13 protein-coding genes and 1 pseudogene are annotated in these 20,540 nt (G+C 63.9%); 4 read left to right on the top strand and 10 right to left on the bottom strand.

Features of this window, described 5'->3' with window-relative positions; all coding sequences use genetic code 11:
* The first annotated feature begins 13 nt into the window (after window positions 1–13).
* Window positions 14–2,995, top strand: coding sequence for a bifunctional [glutamine synthetase] adenylyltransferase/[glutamine synthetase]-adenylyl-L-tyrosine phosphorylase (locus FNA46_RS17440; protein ID WP_143126498.1), 2,982 nt, complete (start codon window positions 14–16; stop codon window positions 2,993–2,995).
* On the opposite strand, the pseudogene FNA46_RS17435 reads toward FNA46_RS17440, so the two are convergent.
* Window positions 2,988–5,291 (bottom strand): annotated as a pseudogene (locus tag FNA46_RS17435) (PAS domain-containing sensor histidine kinase); the annotation flags it as partial. The gene FNA46_RS17440 and the pseudogene FNA46_RS17435 overlap by 8 nt on opposite strands.
* Window positions 5,292–5,487: 196 nt before the next feature.
* Window positions 5,488–8,136, bottom strand: coding sequence for an aminopeptidase N (gene pepN / locus FNA46_RS17430; RefSeq protein WP_143126491.1), 2,649 nt, complete (start codon window positions 8,134–8,136; stop codon window positions 5,488–5,490).
* A 266-nt stretch (window positions 8,137–8,402) separates the two neighbouring features.
* Here pepN and FNA46_RS17425 point away from each other — a divergent pair, with 266 nt between their 5' ends.
* A complete protein-coding gene (locus tag FNA46_RS17425; protein WP_143126490.1) occupies window positions 8,403–9,341 on the top strand; it encodes a DMT family transporter in 939 nt (312 codons plus the stop codon).
* 24 nt (window positions 9,342–9,365) lie between these two features.
* On the opposite strand, the gene FNA46_RS26115 is transcribed toward FNA46_RS17425, so the two are convergent.
* From FNA46_RS26115 to FNA46_RS17410, 4 genes are all read right to left on the bottom strand, one after another.
* The gene (locus tag FNA46_RS26115) at window positions 9,366–9,509 is read right to left on the bottom strand and encodes a hypothetical protein (protein ID WP_185969894.1); all 144 of its coding nucleotides are present in this window, start codon (window positions 9,507–9,509) and stop codon (window positions 9,366–9,368) included.
* 21 nt (window positions 9,510–9,530) lie between these two features.
* Entirely contained in the window at window positions 9,531–9,722 is a 192-nt protein-coding gene (locus tag FNA46_RS17420; RefSeq protein WP_143126489.1) for a hypothetical protein, read from the bottom strand.
* A 150-nt stretch (window positions 9,723–9,872) separates the two neighbouring features.
* Window positions 9,873–10,748, bottom strand: coding sequence for a uracil-DNA glycosylase (locus FNA46_RS17415; protein WP_143126488.1), 876 nt, complete (start codon window positions 10,746–10,748; stop codon window positions 9,873–9,875).
* Window positions 10,749–10,803: 55 nt separating this feature from the next.
* Window positions 10,804–12,099, bottom strand: a complete 1,296-nt coding sequence (locus FNA46_RS17410; protein WP_143126487.1) for an Hsp70 family protein — start codon at window positions 12,097–12,099, stop codon at window positions 10,804–10,806.
* 188 nt (window positions 12,100–12,287) lie between these two features.
* Between FNA46_RS17410 and FNA46_RS17405 the strand changes: the two genes are divergently transcribed.
* On the top strand, window positions 12,288–13,310 hold the full coding sequence (locus FNA46_RS17405; RefSeq protein ID WP_143126486.1) for an alginate lyase family protein: 1,023 nt from the start codon (window positions 12,288–12,290) through the stop codon (window positions 13,308–13,310).
* A gap of 89 nt (window positions 13,311–13,399) precedes the next feature.
* On the opposite strand, the gene FNA46_RS17400 is transcribed toward FNA46_RS17405, so the two are convergent.
* The 4 genes from FNA46_RS17400 to FNA46_RS17385 form a co-directional block, all read right to left on the bottom strand.
* Window positions 13,400–16,531: an efflux RND transporter permease subunit gene (locus FNA46_RS17400; RefSeq protein WP_143126485.1), complete on the bottom strand. Its 3,132-nt coding sequence runs from the start codon at window positions 16,529–16,531 to the stop codon at window positions 13,400–13,402.
* Window positions 16,528–17,898 carry an efflux RND transporter periplasmic adaptor subunit gene (locus FNA46_RS17395; RefSeq protein WP_143126484.1) on the bottom strand — a complete coding sequence of 457 codons (1,371 nt, stop codon included), beginning with the start codon at window positions 17,896–17,898 and terminating at the stop codon, window positions 16,528–16,530. The genes FNA46_RS17400 and FNA46_RS17395 overlap by 4 nt, the downstream gene beginning before the upstream one ends.
* Before the next feature lie 173 nt (window positions 17,899–18,071).
* Window positions 18,072–18,272: a hypothetical protein gene (locus FNA46_RS17390; protein ID WP_143126483.1), complete on the bottom strand. Its 201-nt coding sequence runs from the start codon at window positions 18,270–18,272 to the stop codon at window positions 18,072–18,074.
* A 202-nt stretch (window positions 18,273–18,474) separates the two neighbouring features.
* Window positions 18,475–19,263: an SDR family oxidoreductase gene (locus tag FNA46_RS17385; protein ID WP_143126482.1), complete on the bottom strand. Its 789-nt coding sequence runs from the start codon at window positions 19,261–19,263 to the stop codon at window positions 18,475–18,477.
* A gap of 343 nt (window positions 19,264–19,606) precedes the next feature.
* Here FNA46_RS17385 and FNA46_RS17380 point away from each other — a divergent pair.
* The coding region (locus tag FNA46_RS17380) for an NAD(P)/FAD-dependent oxidoreductase (protein WP_143126481.1) at window positions 19,607–20,540 on the top strand (934 nt) is incomplete at its 3' end.

Below are 20,540 nucleotides of genomic sequence, written 5' to 3'. Positions count from 1 at the left end.
AGGATGCGTGACGATGACGGTTCGGCGGCTGACGCAGACGGTGCGGGAACTGAAACCCTTCAACCAGACCGAGGCGCGCTCGGCGCTTTCGGCGCTGAAGGAGATGGGGGCGCGCGAGGCGGCGATTGCCGCTGTTCTTGCTGAAGGCGGACCGCTCAAGGATTTTCTCGTCGGCGCGCTCTCGCTCTCGCCCTACCTCAAGGACATTGCGGCGATCCGGCCCCAACTTTTGGCGCGCGCGCTGGAGGAGGCGCTGGAGCCGCAGCTGGAGGCGGCCCTGGCTGACGCGCGTGACTGCTGGCAGCCGCGCATGGATGGGGTGACCCCAACCGAGGCCGAGGTGATGACCGCATTGCGCGATGCCAAGCGGCAGGTGAGTTTCCTGCTGGCGCTCGCCGATCTCTCCGGGCTGCTGCATGCGCGCGAAACGACGCAATGGCTGACGAAGCTTGCCGATGCGGCGGTGGCGGCGGCCATGGATCACCTGCTGCTGGCGTCTCATCACGCCGGCAAGCTGCGGCTTGCCGATCCCGCACGGCCGAGCGACGCTTCAGGCCTGATCGTGCTCGGCATGGGCAAGCTCGGCGCGGGCGAACTGAACTATTCCTCCGACATCGACATCGTCGTCTTCTTCGATCCGGACAGCGGCATTCTGCCGGACCCGGCCGAAGCGACCGAAGTGTATGGTCGCATGATGCGCCGGCTGATCCGCATCCTGCAGGAGCGGACGGGTGACGGGTATGTGTTTCGTACCGACCTACGCCTGCGGCCCGATCCCGGTTCGACACCGCTTGCGGTGCCCGTCGAAGCGGCGCTGATCTATTATGAGGGGCGCGGCCAGAACTGGGAGCGGGCCGCCTATATCAAGGCGCGGCCGATGGCCGGTGATCTGAAGGCCGGCGAGGCTTTCCTGCGCGAAATAACGCCCTTCGTTTTCCGCAAATACCTCGACTATGCGGCGATCGCCGACATCCACTCGATCAAGCGGCAGATCCATGCCCACAAGGGGCATGGGGTGATCGCGGTCAAGGGGCATGACGTGAAGCTCGGGCGGGGCGGCATTCGCGAGATCGAGTTCTTTGCACAGACGCAGCAGCTGATTGCCGGCGGCCGCGTGCCGGCGATCCGCGAGCGACGCACGGAGGCTGCCCTTGCCGCGCTTGCCCAATCCCGCTGGATCACGCCGGAAATCGCCGCCGAACTGACAGAAGCCTACTGGTTCCTGCGCGATGTGGAGCATCGCATCCAGATGGTGCGCGACGAGCAGTCCCACCGCCTTCCGGAGACCGAGGCCGAGTTGAAGCGCATTGCCTATATGCTGGGCTTTGCCGACACGGCGACGTTTTCCGCTCGTCTCGAAGATGTGCTCCGCCGTGTCGAACGTCGCTATGCGCGCCTGTTCGAGCAGGAGGCGAAGCTTTCGGCCGGCGAGGGCAATCTGGTCTTCACCGGGCAGAACGATGATCCGGAGACGCTGGTCACGCTGTCGAAACTGGGTTTCGAGCGGCCGGCGGACATGTCGCGGGTGATCCGCACCTGGCATTACGGGCGCTACCGGGCGACGCAATCCGTCGAGGCGCGCGAGCGGCTGACGGAACTGATGCCGGAGCTTCTCTCTGCCTTTGGTGCGAGCAAGCGCGCCGATGAGGCATTGCTGCGCTTCGACGGTTTCCTGAAGGCGCTGCCGGCGGGCATCCAGCTGTTTTCCCTCCTTGGCAACAATCCCGGTCTGCTGTCGCTGCTGGTGATGATCATGGCGGCGGCGCCAAGGCTCGCCGATATCATCGCCGCGCGCCCGCATGTGTTCGACGGCATGCTCGATCCCGGCCTGATGCAGGAAATGCCGACGCGGCATTATCTCTCCGAGCGGCTGACGACCTTTCTCGGTGGCGCCCGCCATTACGAGGAGGTGCTGGATCGGCTGCGCATCTTCACCGCCGAACAGCGCTTCCTGATCGGCATTCGCCTGCTGACCGGAACGATTTCCGGCGTCCAGGCCGGCCGCGCCTTTACCGATCTCGCCGACCTTGTCATCGAACAGGCGTTGGCGGCGGTGCTTGGCGAGATGGCGCAGGCGCATGGGACCTATCCCGGCGGCCGCGTCGCCGTTCTCGGCATGGGCAAGCTCGGCAGTTACGAGCTGACGGCGGGCTCCGATGTCGACCTGATCCTGCTCTACGACTATCCGGAGGCGGTGCAGGAATCGGATGGTGCAAAGCCGCTCGATGCCATGCGCTATTTTACCCGCGTGACGCAGCGGCTGATCGCGGCCCTTTCGGCACCGACGGCGGAGGGGATCGTCTTTGAGGTGGATCTGAGACTGCGTCCCTCCGGCAACAAGGGGCCGGTCGCCACCCGTATCAATGCCTTCCGAAGGTATCAGGAGGAGGAGGCCTGGACCTGGGAACACATGGCCTTGACGCGGGCGCGCCTTGTCTGCGGTGACGAGAGCCTGATGGCCGAGGCCGGCCAGGTGATCGCCGATGTGCTGACAAGACCGCGCGACCGCCAGAAGACGGCGGCGGACGTTTCCGACATGCGCGCGCTGATCGAGCAGGAAAAGCCGCCACGCGATCTCTGGGATTTCAAGCTGATCCCCGGCGGGCTGATCGACATCGAATTCATCGCGCAATATCTGCGGCTCGTCGCGCCGTCCGGGGCGGCGGGGCAGGGCGATGAGGCGGCCGTCTCGATGCGCGGGACAGAGGCGGCGCTGCGCCGGAATGCCGGCGGGCGTCTGAGCCCGGACGATCTGGAGACCTGCGTGACGGCGCTCCGGCTCTATACCGAACTCTCGCAGATCATCCGGCTGTGCGTGGAAGGCGCTTTCGACCCGAAGGACGCGCCGGCCGGCCTGATCGAGCGGTTGTGCACGGCGGGCGATGCACCGAGCCTCAAGCTGATCGAGGCCGAGGTCAAGCGGCTGTCGAAGAGCGTGCGATCGATCCTGCAGGCGTGCCTGTCCCAGCGCAGCAGCCCCGCTGCTGAGGAATGAACAGCGCAACGACGGTGCCGCGATCGACGGCCGAGCGGATGCGCATGGTGCCGCCATGCAGCGTGACCAGCGAGCGCGAGATGGCGAGACCGAGGCCCGAGCCGCCCTTGCTCTTGGCATACTGGCTCTGCACCTGTTCGAAGGGCTGGCCGATCTTGCCGAGTGCGGCCTTGGGAATGCCGATGCCCGTATCGGCGATGGTGAGCCAGATGCCGCGCTCCGACTGGCGGGCACGCAGTTCCACACGGCCGCCCTCGTTGGTGAACTTGACCGCATTGGACAGGATGTTGAGGAAGATCTGCTTCATGGCGCGCCGGTCGCCATGCATGTGCAGGCCGGAGGTGACGCGCTGCGTGACGGCGATCAGCTTGGCTTCCGCCGGCATGGCAGTCAGGCGGATGCTCTCCTCGATCAGCGGCGCGAGATCGATGCTCTCGCAGACGATCTTCATGTGACCTGCCTCGATCTTCGACATGTCGAGGATGTCGTTGATGACGTTCAGCAGATGCTTGCCGCTGTCATGGATGTCGCGGGCATATTCGCTGTATTTCGGCGAGCCGACCGGGCCGAACATGCCATTCACCAGGATTTCCGAGAAGCCGAGGATGGCGTTGAGCGGCGTGCGCAGCTCGTGGCTCATATTGGCGAGGAATTCGGATTTTGCTTTGTTGGCGGCCTCGGCGCGTTCCTTTTCTGCCTGATAATTGGCATTGGCGACGGAAAGCTCCGCCTTCTGGCGCTCGAGCTTCTTCTGCGAGGCCGAGAGATCGCCGATGGTGGCCATCAGGCGGCGCTCGGATTCACGCAGGCGCTCCTGATGGCGCTTCAGAAGCGTGATGTCGGTGCCGACGGACACCATGCCGCCATCGCGCGTGCGCCGTTCGTTGATCTGCAGCCAGCGCTCGTCGGCAAGCTGCACCTCTGTGGTGCGCGAAAAGCCGTTATGATCCGGATCGACGATGCGCCGCTCGATGACCGGGCGGGCGGCCGCGGCCGTCACCACGCTCTTTTCGGTGCCGGGCACCAGCACGGTGTCCGGCAGCCCGTAGGCCTGCTGGAAGTGGGTGTTGCACATCACCAGACGGTCGTTCTTGTCCCACAGCACGAAGGCTTCGGAGGTGCATTCGATGGCGTCCGCCAGACGCTGGTCGGCCTCCGCATAGCGCTGGGCGAGACGGTGCTGTTCCGTCACGTCCATGGCAATCCCGATCACATGGGTGCGGCCGCTGCTCGACTTCATCACCTGGGCGCGGGCGCGCATCCAGACGTAATGGCCAGCCGCATGGCGCATGCGGAACACCTGGTCGATCTGCTTGGCATTGCCGCGGCCGACGGCACGCGCCAGTGCAAACAGGTTGCCATCGGCCGGGTGCATCAGTCGCGCGGCTTCGCTGAACGAGAGCATGTTGTTGCCCGGCGGCAGGCCGAGCATTTCATACATGGAGCGCGACCAGAACAGCCTGCGGTTGGCGAGATCGAAATCCCAGAGGCCGCAGCGTCCGCGCGACAGCGCCGTTTCGACGCGCATGTTGGATTCCAGGAAGATCTCGTCGGCGTCGCGGGCGCGCTTCACCTGCATGTAATAGGCGTAGAGAATGACGAGCAGCACCGAGGAGATGCCGGTGAACAGGGTGACGTTGAGCGACACCTGCTGGCGCCAGAACTGATCGGCGCCTTCCAGCGAATGGCCGGCGACGACGAGCCCGCCTTGCGGGCCGCCAAGCGCGCGGATAGAGGCGTAGTGCGGGATTTCGTTGAAAGCCGTCTCGATCACGCCGTCATCGCCGCCGAACCGGCGCAGGGCGACCATTTCCGGCAAAAGGGAATCCAGGCGCTGGTTGATGTAGGCACTGGCCTGCGGCGTGCCGCCGAAGATGCGACCGCTGGAATCGACCAGGATGACAAAGGCGCCGGCCTGTAGCCGGTTCTTCGGCAAAAACAGCGCCAGCCGCTCTTCCGCCGCCTTGCGGTCATCGGTTGCAAAGGCCTGCTCGTGGCCGGAAAACGCAGCAGCACTCGCCGACGCCAAAAGCGCGGTGGACTGGCGGGCGGCCTCCTCCATGCGGGCGCGTTCCGACACCAGACCGAGCAGGCGAGAGGCCGCGATCACGGCGAGGAAGGCGATGATCAGCAGGGGGATGGAGCGCTTCAGCCAGAGTTCGGCGCTCGGCAGGTCTTCCAGCCGGCGCCGCAATACACGCAGCCCGTTTCCGTCGCCGAGCGCGACGCCCAGCCAATCCGGAAATTTGAAACGCAACCGTTCTCCGGCTGCGGTTTCCCGCTGCACGTCCGCCATCGCTCTGATTGATCCCTCATGCTGATTCGCAATGCCGCTTGCGAACTATGCGCAGTGAATCAAAGCCGATTCGGCTTGTCCAGAGCGTGTGGTCATAAATTGTTAACCATGACGCCGGGTTTTTGCCGCAGCCGGAATCAGCGGCTGCAGGGATTGCCACGACAAAGCTTCAGGTGGTGGCAGTCCCGCCAATCACTCAGTCCTGGATCATCCGCTCGACGATGTCGCGAACATCGGTGGAGAGGCTGGCAGCGGCCGAGATCTCGCCCAGCGCGGTGCGGGCATGCTCGGCGCGGGTCGGTTCCAGCGACCGCCAGGAGCGCATGGAGGTCAGGATGCGCGCGGCAAGCTGCGGATTGCGCGGATCGATCGCCAGGATCTGCCTGGCCAGGAAGCGGTAGCCCTCGCCATCCTTGCGGTTGAAGCCGGTCGGATTGGCAAAGGCGAAGGTGCCGATCAGGGCGCGCACGCGGTTCGGATTGGTGGCGACGAAATGCGGGTCTTCCATGAGGGCGCGCACGCGTGCCAGCGTGGCAACACCTGGAATGGTTGCCTGGATCGAGAACCACTTGTCCAGCACCAGCGGATTGTCATCAAAACGCTTCAGGAAGGCGCCGAGCGCATTGGCGGTGGCGGCCTCGCCGGGGAAACGGTGGGCCAGCACCGTCAGTGCCTGTGTCATGTCCGTCATGTTGTCGGCGCTGGCAAAGGCGTCTGCCGCACGCGCAACCCCGCCATCGAGATAGGAGAGGTAGGAGAGGGCGCTGTTGCGAAGCGCCCGCCGACCGGCACTGGCGGCATCCGGCGTGAAGGCGCCTTCCGTGCGCATGCTGGCAAACAGGGCCTCGAAGGTGGCAGCCCCTTCGCGGGCAAGGTGGGCGAGGATTGCCTGACGGCCGGCATGGATGGCGTCCGGATCGTTGTTGCCGCCGAGCTCCCGGGCAATGTCCGCCTCACTCGGAAGGGCGAGCGCCTGCGCGCGGAAGGCGGGTTCCAGGTTTCCGTCGCCGGCAACCTCCAGCAGGGCCGCGAGAAAGGCCGGATCGCAGGTGATCTCCTTGCCGTCGCGCGCGTCGCGGGCCGCCTGCAGGAGGTTTGGCAAGGCGAGATCGGTCAGCGCCTGCCAGCGGGCGAAGAGATCGCTGTCGTGGCGTGCGATGTGGGCGAGGTCCGCCGGTGTCTGGCGGAAGTCGAGGTTGATCGGCGCCGAGAAGCCCCGGTTCAGCGACAGCACCGGCCGCGCGCCGATGCCGGAGAAGGTGAAGGTCTGGTGACGCTCGGTCAGATGCAGGACGTCGTCCGTCACTTCACCACCGGTGATGCTCGAGGGTTCGCCGATCGAGCCATTGTCAAGGATGAGGGCGAAGGAGAGCGGAATATGCATCGGCTCCTTGACGCTCTGGCCGGGTGTCGGCGGCACGTTCTGTTCCAGTGTCAGCACAAAACTCCGGCTGGCGGCGTCGTACTCTGCCGAGGCGGTGACCATCGGCGTTCCGGCCTGATGGTACCAGCGCGAGAACTGCGTCAGATCGCGGCCACTGACCTCTGCGAAGCAGGCAACGAAATCCTCCACGGTGGCCGCGTCGCCGTCATGGCGTTCGAAGTAGAGATCCATGCCCTGCTTGAACCGGTCGCGACCGAGAATGGTCGCGATCATGCGGGTGACTTCCGAGCCCTTCTCGTAGACGGTCGTCGTGTAGAAGTTGTTGATCTCGCGATAGGTGGTCGGGCGCACCGGATGCGCGAGCGGGCCGGCATCCTCCGGAAACTGCTCGGACTTCAGGTGGCGGACCTCGGCGATGCGCTTGACGGCGCGTGAGCGCTGGTCGGCGGAAAACTCGTGGTCGCGATAGACGGTCAGGCCTTCCTTAAGGCACAGCTGGAACCAGTCGCGGCAGGTGATGCGGTTGCCGGTCCAGTTGTGGAAGTATTCGTGGGCGATGATCGCCTCGATATTGGCATAGTCCTGGTCGGTGGCCGTCTCGGGATCGGCCAGCACGTATTTGTCGTTGAAGACGTTGAGGCCCTTGTTCTCCATGGCCCCCATGTTGAAATCGGAGACCGCGACGATCATGAAGATATCGAGATCGTATTCGCGGCCGAATCGCTCCTCGTCCCAGCGCATGGAGCGCTTCAGGGCGTCCATTGCATAGGCCGCGCGCGGTTCCTTGCCATGTTCGACATAGATTTTCAGCGCGACCTCGCGGCCGGACATGGTCGTGAACGTATCCTCGACGATGCCGAGATCGCCGGCGACAAGGGCGAAGAGGTAGCTTGGCTTCGGGAAGGGATCGAACCAGGCGGCGAAGTGACGGCCTTCGTCGTAATTGCCGCCGCCAAGAAAATTGCCGTTCGACAGCAGCACCGGATTGGTCGCCTTGTCGGCGATGATGGTCACCGTATAGGGCGCCAGCACGTCCGGCCGATCCGGAAAATAGGTGATGCGGCGGAAACCTTCCGCCTCGCACTGGGTGCAGTAGACACCGTTGGTGCGATAAAGCCCCATCAACTGGCCATTGGCTTCCGGATTGATGATGGTTATGACGGTCACTTCAAAGGGTGCTGCTTCCGGCAGGTCGCGGATGACAAGACTGTCCGGCGTCACGTCGAATTGCGCGGCCGGCAGTTCGTTCTGGTCGAGACGCAGTTCCGCCAGCGTCAACTCGTCGCCATCGAGCACAAGGGGTGCCTTCGGATCGGCGCCGTCGCGGCGATGAAAGATCAGCCTTGCCTCAAGGCGCGTTGCTGTCGGATCCAGTTCAAAGGTAAGATCGACGCGTTCCAGGATGAAGTCAGTGGGGCGGTAGTCTGCCAGATGGACAATCTGACCCGTATCTGTGCGCATGATGTTCCCTGGTCTGGACTTGCCGGATGGCGTCTGTTCGTCGTTCGACGGTTGCGATTTTGGCTGCAATATTGCATCCAAACCTGAACGATTGTTAAAACTCGCGTCAAAAGACCTCGCCTGGAGCGGGGCGGTTCCGGATTTTTCCATATTGATGAATCCATCACAAGTCGTGATGTGTCATTTCTTCCCTTTGCGTTAGTTTGAGGGGTATGAGTCCTGTTCCGGCCCGGTTTGCCGCGGTCGTGTCTGCCGTGAGCGATTGAATGAGTGCCGAAGCGCAGAATCCCTTAAGGGGGATTGCGATGAAAGTGATGTCCGTCATTGTGTTTCTGGGAATGCAGACGTGCATCAAGTCGGCCGGCGACGGCATCCCGGCCGGTCAGATCACCTTCTTTCGCTCCGCCTTCGCGCTGGTCCCGATCCTGATCTATCTCGCCGTCCGCGGTGATCTCAACACGGCCTTTCGCACTGACAGTCCGGTCGGCCACCTGAAGCGCGGCATTCTCGGCATCGGCGGGATGGCCTGCGGCTTTTATGGCCTCATTCATCTGCCGCTGCCGGATGCCATTGCGATTGGCTATGCCTCGCCGCTGATGGCGGTGATCTTTGCCGCGCTGATCCTGAAGGAGACCGTGCGCATCTACCGCTGGACGGCGGTCGCCATCGGCATCTTCGGGGTGCTGATCATTTCCTGGCCGAAGCTTTCGCTGTTCAGCCATGCCGGGCTCGACAGCGGTCCGGCCATGGGGGCGGCCTCCGTGCTGCTGGCGGCGGTGCTGGGCGGCCTTGCCATGGTGCAGACGCGCCAGCTGGTGCGGACGGAAAAGACCTCGACCATCGTCGTCTATTTCTCGCTGACGGCGGCCGTCCTGTCGCTGGTCAGCCTGCCGTTCGGCTGGGTGCCGCTGACCCTGGAGGAGAAGATCTTCCTGGTCTCCTCCGGCTTCTTTGGCGGTCTCGGGCAGATCTTTCTCACAGAAAGCTACCGGCATGCCGATGTCTCGACGGTGGCGCCTTTCGATTATTCCTCGATCATTCTCGGTATCGGGATTTCCTACGTCCTGTTCGGCGATGTGCCGACCATCCAGATGCTCATCGGCACCGCCATCACGGTCTTGGCTGGCATCTTCATCATCTACCGTGAACACCAGCTGGGGCTGGAACGCAAAGCGGCGAGGAAGGCTTCCTCGCCGCCGACGTGACTGCACCTGCCTCTCAGAGGCGTATCAGAGCGGGATTGATGAGGCCGGATGTGCGGCGCGTTCGCTTGCGCCTGCCGAAAGCGTGAGTTCGCGGCTGGCGCGCACGGCAGCGCCGATGCTGGCAAAGGTGTCACGCAGCGACTTGAAGCAGCGGATGGGGTGGCTCATCGCAATCTCCCGGAAATCGACTCAGCGTTCGCGAAAATCGGCAAAGATCGCCGTCGGGCGCGTCAGCATGCCACGGCGGGCGCTGGCGCGGGCTGTCAGCTGCTCATGCGTGGCTGTCCCGAAGCGGTGGTAGCCTTGCGTCGAACGCGGCGAAAGGCCTGCGAGACGCAATGTCTCGAAGCCGGAGTGAATGGGGCGAATACGCGTGGTCATAGCCTTGGTTCCTAAATCTGTTCCTCCCAAGACATGTCCTAATATTGCACTGCAACATCAAATGGGCAACCGGTCGCGCCGCGTCGCTGCCATGCGCAAGTTGCATGGCTGCTTTCATAAAATTTTAAGATCGACGATTCGCCTCCCGCTTCAGCCGGTAAGGCCGTGACGGAAGGTCAGCAAATCCTGCCAGGCAAGCGCCTTGTTGGCCGGTGCGGTCAGAAGGTCCTGCGGGTGGAGGCTGGCGAGCGCGCGGACGGTGAGGGGCCCGAGGGCAATATCCCGCCATGTGCCGCGCAGGCTGAAGATGGTGCCATCCTCGCCGAGAAAGAAGCGTGCCGTGAAATTGCCGAGCAGCAGCAGTCGGCGTGGTGCCGCGAGCTGGATCTGCCTTTCGATGAACGGGCGGCAGATCTCCATCTCTGCCGGGGAGGGGGCACGGTTCCCCGGTGTACGCCAGGGCACCACGGTCGAGAGCAGAACCGTATCGCGCGCCAGTCCGATCGCTGAGAGCATGCGATCGAGAAGCTGGCCCTGCCGGCCGCAGAAGGGAAGGCCGTCGCGATCGTCATCGGCAGACGGCATGGGGCCGAGCACCATGATGCCGGAGGCCGCGCTGCCGGTGGCAAACACGGTGGAGCGCGCGCCGTTCTTCAGATTGCAGCCGCCAAATCCTTCCAGCGCCTGTCTCAACGCCTCCAGCGTTCCAGCACTCTCTGCCGCAAGACGGGCGGCTGCTACCGCATCCGCATCGGGTACGGCGACGGGTGCGGCAGGCGCAGCGCCTCGCGGCGCCGCGCCTGCAGAGGCGCGTTCAGCAGGTCCGCCGGCAGCCGGGCCGACGGGCGCCGCCTGCGGGGTGGCCGGCCGGTCGCGCCGTTGCGCGGCGCGCGCCGCCCGCTGTTCGGCAAATTCTGCAATGCGGTCAACGGGTGTCTCCTCCAGCAGCCAGTCCACGCCGCAATCCGCATAGAAATGCAGAAGGGCGGACAGTGCTGCGGGAGAGAGGGGCTCGGCTGACGTCATGCCATGACCTTAGCGGAAGCGAGCCTCGCGAGAAAGCCAATGGATGACGTTTCCCTCACGCCGCCCACTGCTCAACATCGCCGCTTTCGCCGATCAGCGCCAGACCATGGGCGATGGAGAGAAGCTCGCCGCCGCTTTCGATGCGGTCCTCGCTGAAGCGGCGGCGGAAGATGTTGCGCACGGCCGGCACGAAGGAGGTGCCGCCGGTCAGGAACACCTTGTCGACCTGGTCGGCGGCAGTATTGGTCTTCACCAGAACCTCGTCCAGCGCTTCCTCGATGCGGGCGAGATCATCGGCGATCCAGCCCTCGAAATCGCTTCGCTTGACCGTCTTGTGGCCGGCCTTGCCGAGCGGGGCGAAATGAAACTCCGCCTCTTCCGTCTGTGACAGGGCCATCTTGGTCGCCGAGATTGCCTGGTAGAGCGGATAGCCCTCGTCATGCTCGATCAGTTCGATGAAGAGTTCGAGCTTGTCCGGTTCCGTTGCGGAGCGAACCAGAGACTGGAGGTCCGTGAATTCGCGCGTGGTCTTGAAGATCGACAGCTGGTTCCAGCGGCCGAAATTCGCATAGTAACCGGCGGGCACATCCAGAAGCTTGCCAAAGCTCTTGAAATGGCTGCCCTTGCCGATTTCGGGCGAGACGAGATTGTCGATCAGCCGGTAATCGAAATGGTCGCCGGCAATGCCGACGCCGGAGTGGCCGATCGGAACAGCGCGCAGCTGGCCGGCATGGCGTTCGAAGCGGATCAGCGAATAGTCGGTGGTGCCGCCGCCGAAATCTGCCACCAGCACATTGGCATCGCGCGTCAATGACTGGGCGAAGTAATAGGCAGCCGCCACAGGCTCGTAGACGTAGTGGATTTCCGGAAAGCCGAAGCGGGAGAGGGCTGCCTGATAGCGCGTCAGCGCCAGCGACTCATCCGGGTTGGCGCCGGCAAAGCGCACCGGGCGTCCGACCATCAGCCGCGAAATGTCGGAGGGCCATGCCTCGCCGGCATAGGCCTTCAGGCGGCGCAGAAACACCTCCATCAGATCCTCGAACTGCTGGCGCCGGGCAAAGACGAGGGTGGCCTGAAAGGCGGCGCTCGCCGCAAAGGTCTTAATCGACTGCAGGAAACGGCAATCGCCGGGATTGTCGATGAACATGCGGATCGCCGCCTGTCCCGCCTCGACCTTGAGCGCCTGCACGCCGAGCGCGGCATCCTTCATGAAGGAGAGCGCGGTGCGCATGCTGTCGCTGGTGCCGGCGCTGCTGGTGAAGGGCAGCGAATGGGTCGTGGTGGCGCCGGCATCGGCCAGCGCCAGAACGGTATTGGTCGTGCCGAAATCGAGCCCGAGCGCGCGTGACATGCGTCTCTTCCTTCACAATGTTGACGTGAGAGTTGCGGTGAAAGGGCCTCTTGGGCCGAAAGGAGCGGCCTTTTCGCACAGGCTTGACCGCGATACAAGGGAGCGGCGAGGGGGAGCGGATGCCCGCATCCCCGGTCGTTGCTGTATTGCCTGTTGCGCACCATGCCTGCGATGCGAGGAAGCCGATCATGTCCCGTCCCTTTGCCGGCCACTCCCTCTGTCTGCTTCTTGCGCTTCTGGTTGCCGCGCCGGATCAGGGACTGGCACTCACCTGCGAGAAGCTCAATGCCGCCGAGGTGAAAAGCCTGCGCCGTGCCGTGGAGAAGGAGCCGGATGCGCCGCGCGCCCTTCCACGCGTCCACACCGAAGGCACGCTGCCGCATCAGGGCATCCGGGACGAGAGCATTGCCGCGGAGAAGGACTGGCCGCTGATGCGCCGGCTGGCGCTGCTTTACCGCGCCGGACACCGGCCGGAGGATCTGAGCCGCGCAGAACGCCTGCTGGACGCCTGGGCCAAGACCTACAGGCCGAGTTTCAATCCCATCGACGAGACCGGGCTTGATGCGACGATCGATGCCTACGCGCTGCTGGCGCCCGATCTGGATGATGCGACCCGCAGCGCGGTTTCCGCCTTTCTGCGAAAACTGGGGGAGGGCTATCTCAGGCAGCTTGAGCACAATCTCGACCCTTCCAAGGGCTCCTGGATCAACAACTGGACATCGCATCGGGTGAAGCTCGCCGCACTCTCAGCCTTTGCGCTGCACGACAAGGCGATGATCGACAGAGCCGAGGCCCAGTTCGTTGCGCAACTCGCGCGCAATATTGCGCCTGACGGGGAAACTGTGGATTTTCGCCAGCGCGATGCCCTGCATTATGTCGTCTATGACCTCGAGCCGCTTTTGCGGGCGGCGGTGGAGGCAAAGACGGAGGGGATGGACTGGTACCGTCTGAAAGGGCCGCAGGGTGGCGATCTGCGCGCCGCGCTCGACTGGCTGCTGCCCTATGCCGCCGGTGAGAAGCCCCATCAGGAATTCGTGCATTCCACGGTGACGTTCGACGCCGAGCGACGGCAGGCCGGCGTCAAGGGCTTCGAGGGGATGTGGGACCCGGCACTCTCCGGCCGGCTCTACCGGATGGCGGCGCAACTCGACCCCCGCTATGCCTCCATCGCCGACCGGCTGGACGGTCAGGACCTCTGCCGAAAACCCTGAGCGAGCCGCCCAAATGACAATGTCCCGCCATTGGAGTGGCGGGACATTGGAAGTGCTGCGTTGCGCAGCACGAAGGAGTGCCCGCAGGGTTACTCTGCGGCAAGCGGGGTGACGGCACCAGTGCCGTCATTGTCGGCTTCATGATGCGTCTGCTTGCGCGAGAACAGCCGCTGCAGGCCGCGTCCCAGACGGTCCATCTCGACGAAGATGACCGGCGTGATGAACAGCGTCAGCAATTGCGAGACGATGAGGCCACCGACCACCGCAATCCCGAGCGGCTGGCGCAGTTCCGAGCTTGCGCCGGAGCCCATTGCAATCGGCAGGGCGCCGAGCATGGCGCAGAAGGTGGTCATCATGATCGGCCGGAAACGCCGCACGCAGGCCTCGTGAATGGCAACCGCGGTTGCCTCGCCCTTGTCGCGCATCAGTTCCACCGCCACGTCGATCATCATGATGGCGTTCTTCTTGACGATGCCGATCAGCATCAGAAGGCCGATGAGCGCGATGACCGAGAGGTCGAAGTTCATCACCTTCAGCGCGAGAAGCGCACCAAATGCCGCTGCCGGAAGACCGGACAGGATGGTCAGCGGATGGATGAAGCTTTCATAGAGCACGCCGAGCACCACGTAGATCGTCAGCACGGCGGCCAGGATCAGCAGGCCGGTATTGCCCTGGCTCTGCTGGAAGATCGCCGCCGTTCCGCCATAGGAGGTGAAGACGTCGCTCGGCATGCCGATGTCGCGCTTGATCTCGTCGATCCGCTGGGTCGCCTGGCTGAGCGCCACGCCATCCGGCAGGTTGAACGAGACCGTGGTGGAGACCAGCTGGCCGGTCTGGTTGATCGTTACCGGCGACTGCTTGCGCTCGACGGTGGCGAAGTTGGAGAGCGGCACCAGGGTGCTCGTCTTGCTCGACAGAACGTTGATGTCGCGCAGGAACTGGTCGTCCCAGGGCTTCGAGCGGTCGAACTCGACAATCACGTCATAGCTGTCGCCGGTCGACTGGATCTGGGCTGCGGTATAGCCGCCGAAGGCCATTTCCAGCGTCTTGCGCAACTGGTCGTTGGTGATGCCGTAGGCGGCTGCCTTGTCGGTATCCACCTTGATGTCGGCGGCGATCGCCCCGTTCTGGGCGTCGGAGGTCACGTCGGTGAACATCCGGTCGCGCAGCAATGCAGCCTGGATCTTGCCGGCCCACTCATTGGTGGTCGAGGCGTTCAGCGCCTGGATCACGAGCTGGTACTGCGAGGCCGTGCTGCGACCGCCGAAGCGCAGGCTCTGCTGCGGGGTAATGAAGGTCTTGATGCCGGCAACCCTGGCGGTCGCCTTGCGCAATTCGTCTATCGTCTGTGACAGTGGCGGGCGATGCTCCTTGTCCTTCAGCTCGACGAACATCGTGCCGTTGTTGAGGGGGCTGCGCGCATTGCCGCCGACGATGGAGGTGACGTGTTCCACGGCCGGGTTCTTCCCGATGATCTGCGCCACCTGTGCCTGCAGATCGCGCATGGCCGTGTAGGAAATGTCCTCGCGGGCACGGGTGGAGATCGAAAGGCGCCCGATGTCTTCCTGCGGGAAGAAGCTGGAGGGCAGCGTCATGAACAGCCAGGCCGAGGCGCCGACCGATGCGAGGAAGCTCAGCAGCACCACGCCGCGATGTCTCAGACACCAAGAGACCGAGCGGTCATAGCCGCGCAGCGTGTAGCCGAAACCGGCCTCGAACCAGCGGATGATGAAGGGGGGGCGCGAGGAATGGGAGGACAGGCGCGAACCGAGCATCGGTGTCACCGTCAGCGACACGATGGCGGAAGCAAGGATCGCAAGCGTCACCACCATGCCGAACTCGTTGAACAGACGACCGACAACGCCGCCCATCAGCAGGATCGGAATGAAGACGGCCACCAGCGAGATCGACATCGAGATGATGGTATAGCTGACTTCGGCGGCGCCCTTCAGTGCCGCCTCGCGCATCGGCAGGCCTTCCTCGTGCAGGCGAAGGATGTTTTCCAGCATGACGATCGCATCGTCCACCACAAGGCCGACGGACAGCGTCAGGCCCAGGAGCGAGATGTTGTCGATGCTGTAGCCCATCACATACATCGCGCCGAAGGTGGCGATCAGCGACAAGGGAACGGCAAGGCCGGGGATCACGGTCGCCATCAGGTGGCCGGTGAAGAGGTAGATCACCAGAACCACGAGACCGATCGTCAGCATCAGCGTGAATTCCACGTCCTTGATCGCGTCCTTGATCGCGGTCGAGGCGTCGTTCATCACGTTGAGATGCACGGAAGGCGGCAACTGCGCCTTGAGCGCCGGCAGCTTCGCCTTGATCGAATCCACCACGTCTACCGTGTTGGCATCCGGCTGACGCTGCACGGCCAGAATGATCGACTGCTTGCCGTCGTACCAGCTGCCGGCATCGAGGTTCTCGACGCTGTCGTCCACCTTGGCCACGTCGCCCAGATGAATCGGTGCGCCGTTCTTGGTGGCGATCACCAGCGTGCGGAATTCATCGGCATTGGTGCGCTGGGTCTTGGCATCGATGGTGAGACGCTGATCGGCCGTCTGCAGCGTGCCGACCGGAGTCTGGTTGTTGGCATTGGCGATGGCCGTGGTGACGGTATCGACGCCGAGTGCACGGGCCTGCAGGGCGTTCGGATCAAGTCCGACGCGCACCGCATAGGTCTGAGAGCCGTAGATGCTGACTTCGGCGACGCCGGGGAGGGTGGAGAGAAGCGGAGAAATCACGTCTTCGGCGATTTCATCCACCTTGGAACGCGGCAGTTCGTCCGAACCGACGGTGAGCAGCAGGATCGGCGCGTCGGCGGGGTTGGTCTTGCGGTAGCTCGGGGCCGTCGTCATGTTGCTCGGCAACTGGCGGGTTGCCTGCGAGATGGCGGCCTGCACGTCGGCTGCGGCAGCGTCGATGTTGCGGTTCAGGTCGAACTGCAGAACGATCGAGGTATTGCCGAGCGAGTTGGTGGCGCTGATTTCACTGACGCCGGGAATGGTCTCGAACTTCTTGATGAGCGGCGTTGAAACCGAGGTCGCCATCGTTTCCGGCGATGCGCCGGACAAGGCTGCCGAGACGTTGATCGTCGGGAAATCCACCTTCGGCAGGGCTGCCACCGGCAGCTGGCGATAGCCCGCCAGACCGGCCAGGACGAGGCCAAGCGCCAGAAGCGTGGTGGCGACCGGCCTGTTGATACAGAAGGCTGGGATCATGGCGTGACGGCTCCCGTGACAGAGGCTGCATCGGCGACCGGCATCGGCTTGTCGCCGGCGAACTGTTCCACGACGCGCTGGCCGTCAGCCAGCTGGACCTGGCCTTCAACGACCACGTGATCACCTTCCGTCAGACCGGAGGCAATGGCGCTGAGGTCGCCGTTGGTGCGAAGGACGCTGACCTTCGTGGCATGCAGCCGGCCGGTATTGTCCACGGTATAGACGAAGGAGCCGTCAGCGCCGGGACGCACGGCGACCGTCGGCACGATGATGGAGCGGCCCGTCGGCTGGAAGTGCACGGTGACGTTGACGTTCTGACCCGGCCAGAGCGTGCCCTTGTCGTTCTTGAACTCCGCCTTGGCGAGCACGGTGCCGGAGCTTTCATCGACCGAATTGTCGAAGAAGGAGAGAATGCCGCGATCGGCAACGCCGCCGGTGGCGGCCGGATCGGCTTCAACGGCCACCGCATCGGTCAGGCCGCGATGCAGGTCCGGCAGGTAGCGCTGCGGCAGGCGGAAGGCGACGGAGATGGGATCGTAGCGGGTGATCGTGACGATCGTCGCGCCGGCACTGACATAGGCGCCGGGGCTGACGGTGATGTCGCCGAGGCGGCCGTCATAGGGTGCACGGATGTCGGTATGTTCCAGCGTCACCTGGTCGGATGCGAGCGTGGCCTTGTCGGCCTCCAGCTTGGCGGTCGCGGTATCGCGCGCGGCCTTGGCCTGCTCGTAGCTCTGCTGCGACTGCGCGTTCTGTTTCATCAGGCTTTCGGCACGCTGGAAGGCGGCAATCGCTTCGGCCAGCGTGGCCTCGTCGCTGGCAATGTTGGCCTTGTCCTTGTTGACGGTGGCAAGCGCTGTCCGATCATCCAGCTTGGCGATCAGATCCCCGGACTTCACCTCCTGGCCATCCTTGGCGGCGATGGAGATCACCAGTCCCTGCTGCAGTGCGGCAATGGTGGTCGTGTCGGCAGCTTCCGCAAAACCGTTGGCAGGCACGTCAAGTGCAAGGGTGCCCGTGGCGGCGGCCACGGTGCGGACGGTCATGGGGCCGCCATTGCGGCGCCCCTGGCCACCCTGTCCGCCCTGACCTTGGGTGCCGGCCTGCTGTGCACCGCCCTGACCCTGACCCTGACCCTGGCCCTGACCCTGGCGGCGCTGACCGGACCCGGCACCGTCTTCCGCGGAGGCCGCGCGATGCTGACCTTCTCCTTCGGCCTTGGTCGGCACGGTTTCACTGAGCCCTGCGGCGGCGGCAAGCTGACGCAGGCTTGGAATTTGCAGTGCGGCGGGGAGGGCATCCCGGTAATACCAGGCGCCACCGACGCCGATGGCGATGATGCCGAGAGAGGTCCAGAGCTTTTTCATGAGCGGGGCCTGAAAGCGTCGAGTGAAAGGAAACCGCCCATTGCTGCGATGCAATATGGCGATGCGACCAAGAAACGCCCAAGGCTTGCAAAAATCACCTTAAACTTCGGTAATGTACCTTGAAATTTCAGGGCTCCCGAAGACGTGAAGCTGCAATTTCCCGCAAAGGCGCCTCAGGGACGCGATCTGGAGGCGAACAGCAGGCCGATGCCTGCCAGAAAGACGAGGCCGCCGTAGAAAATCCACTGTGTCTGGCGGATCATGAAACTGGAGGCGGGGTAGGGGAAGTAGCCGCTGCCCTGGCCCATCCAGACAAGGCCGATCAGCAGGCAGAGGCCGGCAAGCACTGTCAACACGAGACGGGCAATGCGCATGCGTCAATCTCCTGGCGGTGTTTTCGGGCAAATGCCGCCCGGCCGACATCCGGCCGCGGGCGGTTACTGCAAGCGCGCCGTCCGGGGCGCACTGCCATCTGCTGCCCTACGGAGGACGCCGGACCGCCCCGTCCAGCAGATGATCCACCATAGCACGTCCCCGACATCCGGCAATGCGGATGTCGGGGACGTGGATCAACGGTCAGAGGGAGCGTGCGGCGCCACCGTCAACGCGGATCATGCTGCCGGTCACGTAGGCGGCCGGGCCTGAGCAGAGGAAGGCGCCCACAGCACCAAATTCTTCCACCGTGCCGAGGCGGCCGGCGGGAATGGTCTTGATCGAGGCCGAGCGCACCTCTTCGAGGCTCTTGCCCTGACGCTTGGCATTGGCGCCATCGAGTTCGTCGATCCGGTCGGTATGGATGCGGCCGGGCAGGATCATGTTGGCGGTGATACCGAAGCCGGCCACTTCTGTCGCGAGCGTCTTGTTCCAGCCGACCAGCGCGCCGCGCAGCGTGTTGGACAGCGCGAGATTGGCGATGGGTTCGATGACGCCGGACGAGGCGACCGTCAGGATGCGGCCAAAGCCCTGCGCCTTCATGGCCGGCAGGAAGGCATTGGTGAGCGTGATCACACGCAGCACCATGGTCTGGAAGAAACTCTCGAGCTTTTCCGCGCTCATGTCTTCCGAGGTGCCCGGCGTCGGCCCGCCGGTGTTGTTGACGAGAATGTCGAGACCGCCGAGCTTGTCATGAACCGCCTTCACCAGATTGGTGACCGCATCCTCCTCGCCAAGATCCGCCCAGACCCAGTCGGCCTTGCCCTTGCCTTCGGCATTGATGACACGGCAGTTTTCCGCCAGCGTTTCGCCGCTTCGGCCGCACAGCAGCACATGGGCCCCTTCCGCGGCGAGCGCCTTCGCAATGCCGAGCCCGAGGCCGCGCGATGAGGCGAGCACAAGGGCCCGCTTGCCGGAAATACCGAAATCCATGAAGTGATCCTTCTCGTTCTGCGTCTTGCGGCGCGTGCGGACCTCTGTCGTCGCAATGTCCGACGCGCGTCTTGTCAGGGGCGCTCATCTTGAAACAGGTGGTCCTCGCTTGGCAAGCGCCGGTCGTTTCAACCCGAACGGAAGGACCCTGGCGGGGGACGTGCCTTCGTGTCGGAATTTCTGCCTTTATTGACGTGAACGTAAACGTCATATAGTGTTTTCCACCGAATGAGGACGAGCCTGTCCATCCCGGTCATCCGCTGTCGCAAGTTGGCTCGACAAGCCGTCTGTGTTTTGACAAGGAAGGGGGGTGACAAGGGGTCAGGCCGAGCGGAGCATGAGAATGAGCGAGATGGAGCTTCCCGAACGCGAGAGTATGGAATTCGACGTGGTGATCGTCGGCGCCGGTCCTGCGGGACTGTCTGCCGCCATCCGCCTGAAGCAGCTTGACCCGGAGCTTTCGGTCGTCGTTCTCGAAAAGGGTGCGGAAGTGGGCGCCCACATCCTCTCCGGCGCGGTGGTCGATCCCATCGGCATCGACCGGCTGCTGCCGAACTGGCGTGCGGAAGAGGGGCATCCCTTCACCACGCCCGTCACGGACGATCATTTCCTCTTTCTGGGCCCCGCCGGCTCCGTCCGCCTGCCGAATGCCTTCATGCCGCCTTTGATGAACAATCACGGCAACTATATCGTCTCGCTCGGTCTCGTCTGTCGCTGGCTGGCGGGCAAGGCGGAGGAACTCGGCGTCGAAATCTATCCGGGTTTCGCCGCGACCGAAGTGCTCTACAATGACGAAGGCGCCGTGATCGGCGTCGCCACTGGCGATATGGGGATCGAGAAGAACGGCGAACCGGGGCCGAACTACACCCGTGGCATGGCGCTTCTCGGCAAATATGTTCTGATCGGAGAAGGCGTGCGCGGTTCGCTCGCCAAGCAGCTGATCGCCAGGTTCAAGCTGGATGAGGGGCGGGAGCCCCAGAAATACGGCATCGGCTTCAAGGAGCTGTGGGAGGTGAAGCCGGAGAAGCACAAGGCGGGGCTTGTGCAGCATTCCTTCGGCTGGCCGCTGGACATGAAGACGGGCGGCGGCTCCTTCCTCTACCACCTGCACGACAATCTGGTCGCCGTGGGGTTCGTCGTTCATCTCAACTACAAGAATCCCTATCTTTTCCCCTTCGAGGAATTCCAGCGATTCAAGACGCATCCGGCGATCTGCGATACCTTCGAGGGCGCCAAGCGCATCTCCTATGGTGCGCGTGCCATCACCGAAGGCGGCT

Source organism: Affinirhizobium straminoryzae (assembly GCF_007004135.1).
Lineage (GTDB): Bacteria > Pseudomonadota > Alphaproteobacteria > Rhizobiales > Rhizobiaceae > Neorhizobium > Neorhizobium straminoryzae.
The sequence above is the reverse complement of the archived record's forward strand: the minus strand, read 5'-3'. Positions and strand labels throughout refer to the sequence as shown.

What these genes read in the sequence shown, in the direction of transcription:
- FNA46_RS17420 (WP_143126489.1), bottom strand. Translation starts at nt 9,722, where the DNA reads ATGACCACGCGTATTCGCCCCATTCACTCCGGCTTCGAGACATTGCGT.
- FNA46_RS17400 (WP_143126485.1), bottom strand. Translation starts at nt 16,531, where the DNA reads ATGATCCCAGCCTTCTGTATCAACAGGCCGGTCGCCACCACGCTTCTG.
- FNA46_RS26115 (WP_185969894.1), bottom strand. Translation starts at nt 9,509, where the DNA reads ATGAGCCACCCCATCCGCTGCTTCAAGTCGCTGCGTGACACCTTTGCC.
- pepN (WP_143126491.1), bottom strand. Translation starts at nt 8,136, where the DNA reads ATGCGCACAGATACGGGTCAGATTGTCCATCTGGCAGACTACCGCCCC.
- FNA46_RS17415 (WP_143126488.1), bottom strand. Translation starts at nt 10,748, where the DNA reads ATGACGTCAGCCGAGCCCCTCTCTCCCGCAGCACTGTCCGCCCTTCTG.
- FNA46_RS17390 (WP_143126483.1), bottom strand. Translation starts at nt 18,272, where the DNA reads ATGCGCATTGCCCGTCTCGTGTTGACAGTGCTTGCCGGCCTCTGCCTG.
- FNA46_RS17410 (WP_143126487.1), bottom strand. Translation starts at nt 12,099, where the DNA reads ATGTCACGCGCGCTCGGGCTCGATTTCGGCACGACCAATACCGTTCTG.
- FNA46_RS17425 (WP_143126490.1), top strand. Translation starts at nt 8,403, where the DNA reads ATGAGTGCCGAAGCGCAGAATCCCTTAAGGGGGATTGCGATGAAAGTG.
- FNA46_RS17440 (WP_143126498.1), top strand. Translation starts at nt 14, where the DNA reads ATGACGGTTCGGCGGCTGACGCAGACGGTGCGGGAACTGAAACCCTTC.
- FNA46_RS17385 (WP_143126482.1), bottom strand. Translation starts at nt 19,263, where the DNA reads ATGGATTTCGGTATTTCCGGCAAGCGGGCCCTTGTGCTCGCCTCATCG.
- FNA46_RS17395 (WP_143126484.1), bottom strand. Translation starts at nt 17,898, where the DNA reads ATGAAAAAGCTCTGGACCTCTCTCGGCATCATCGCCATCGGCGTCGGT.
- FNA46_RS17405 (WP_143126486.1), top strand. Translation starts at nt 12,288, where the DNA reads ATGTCCCGTCCCTTTGCCGGCCACTCCCTCTGTCTGCTTCTTGCGCTT.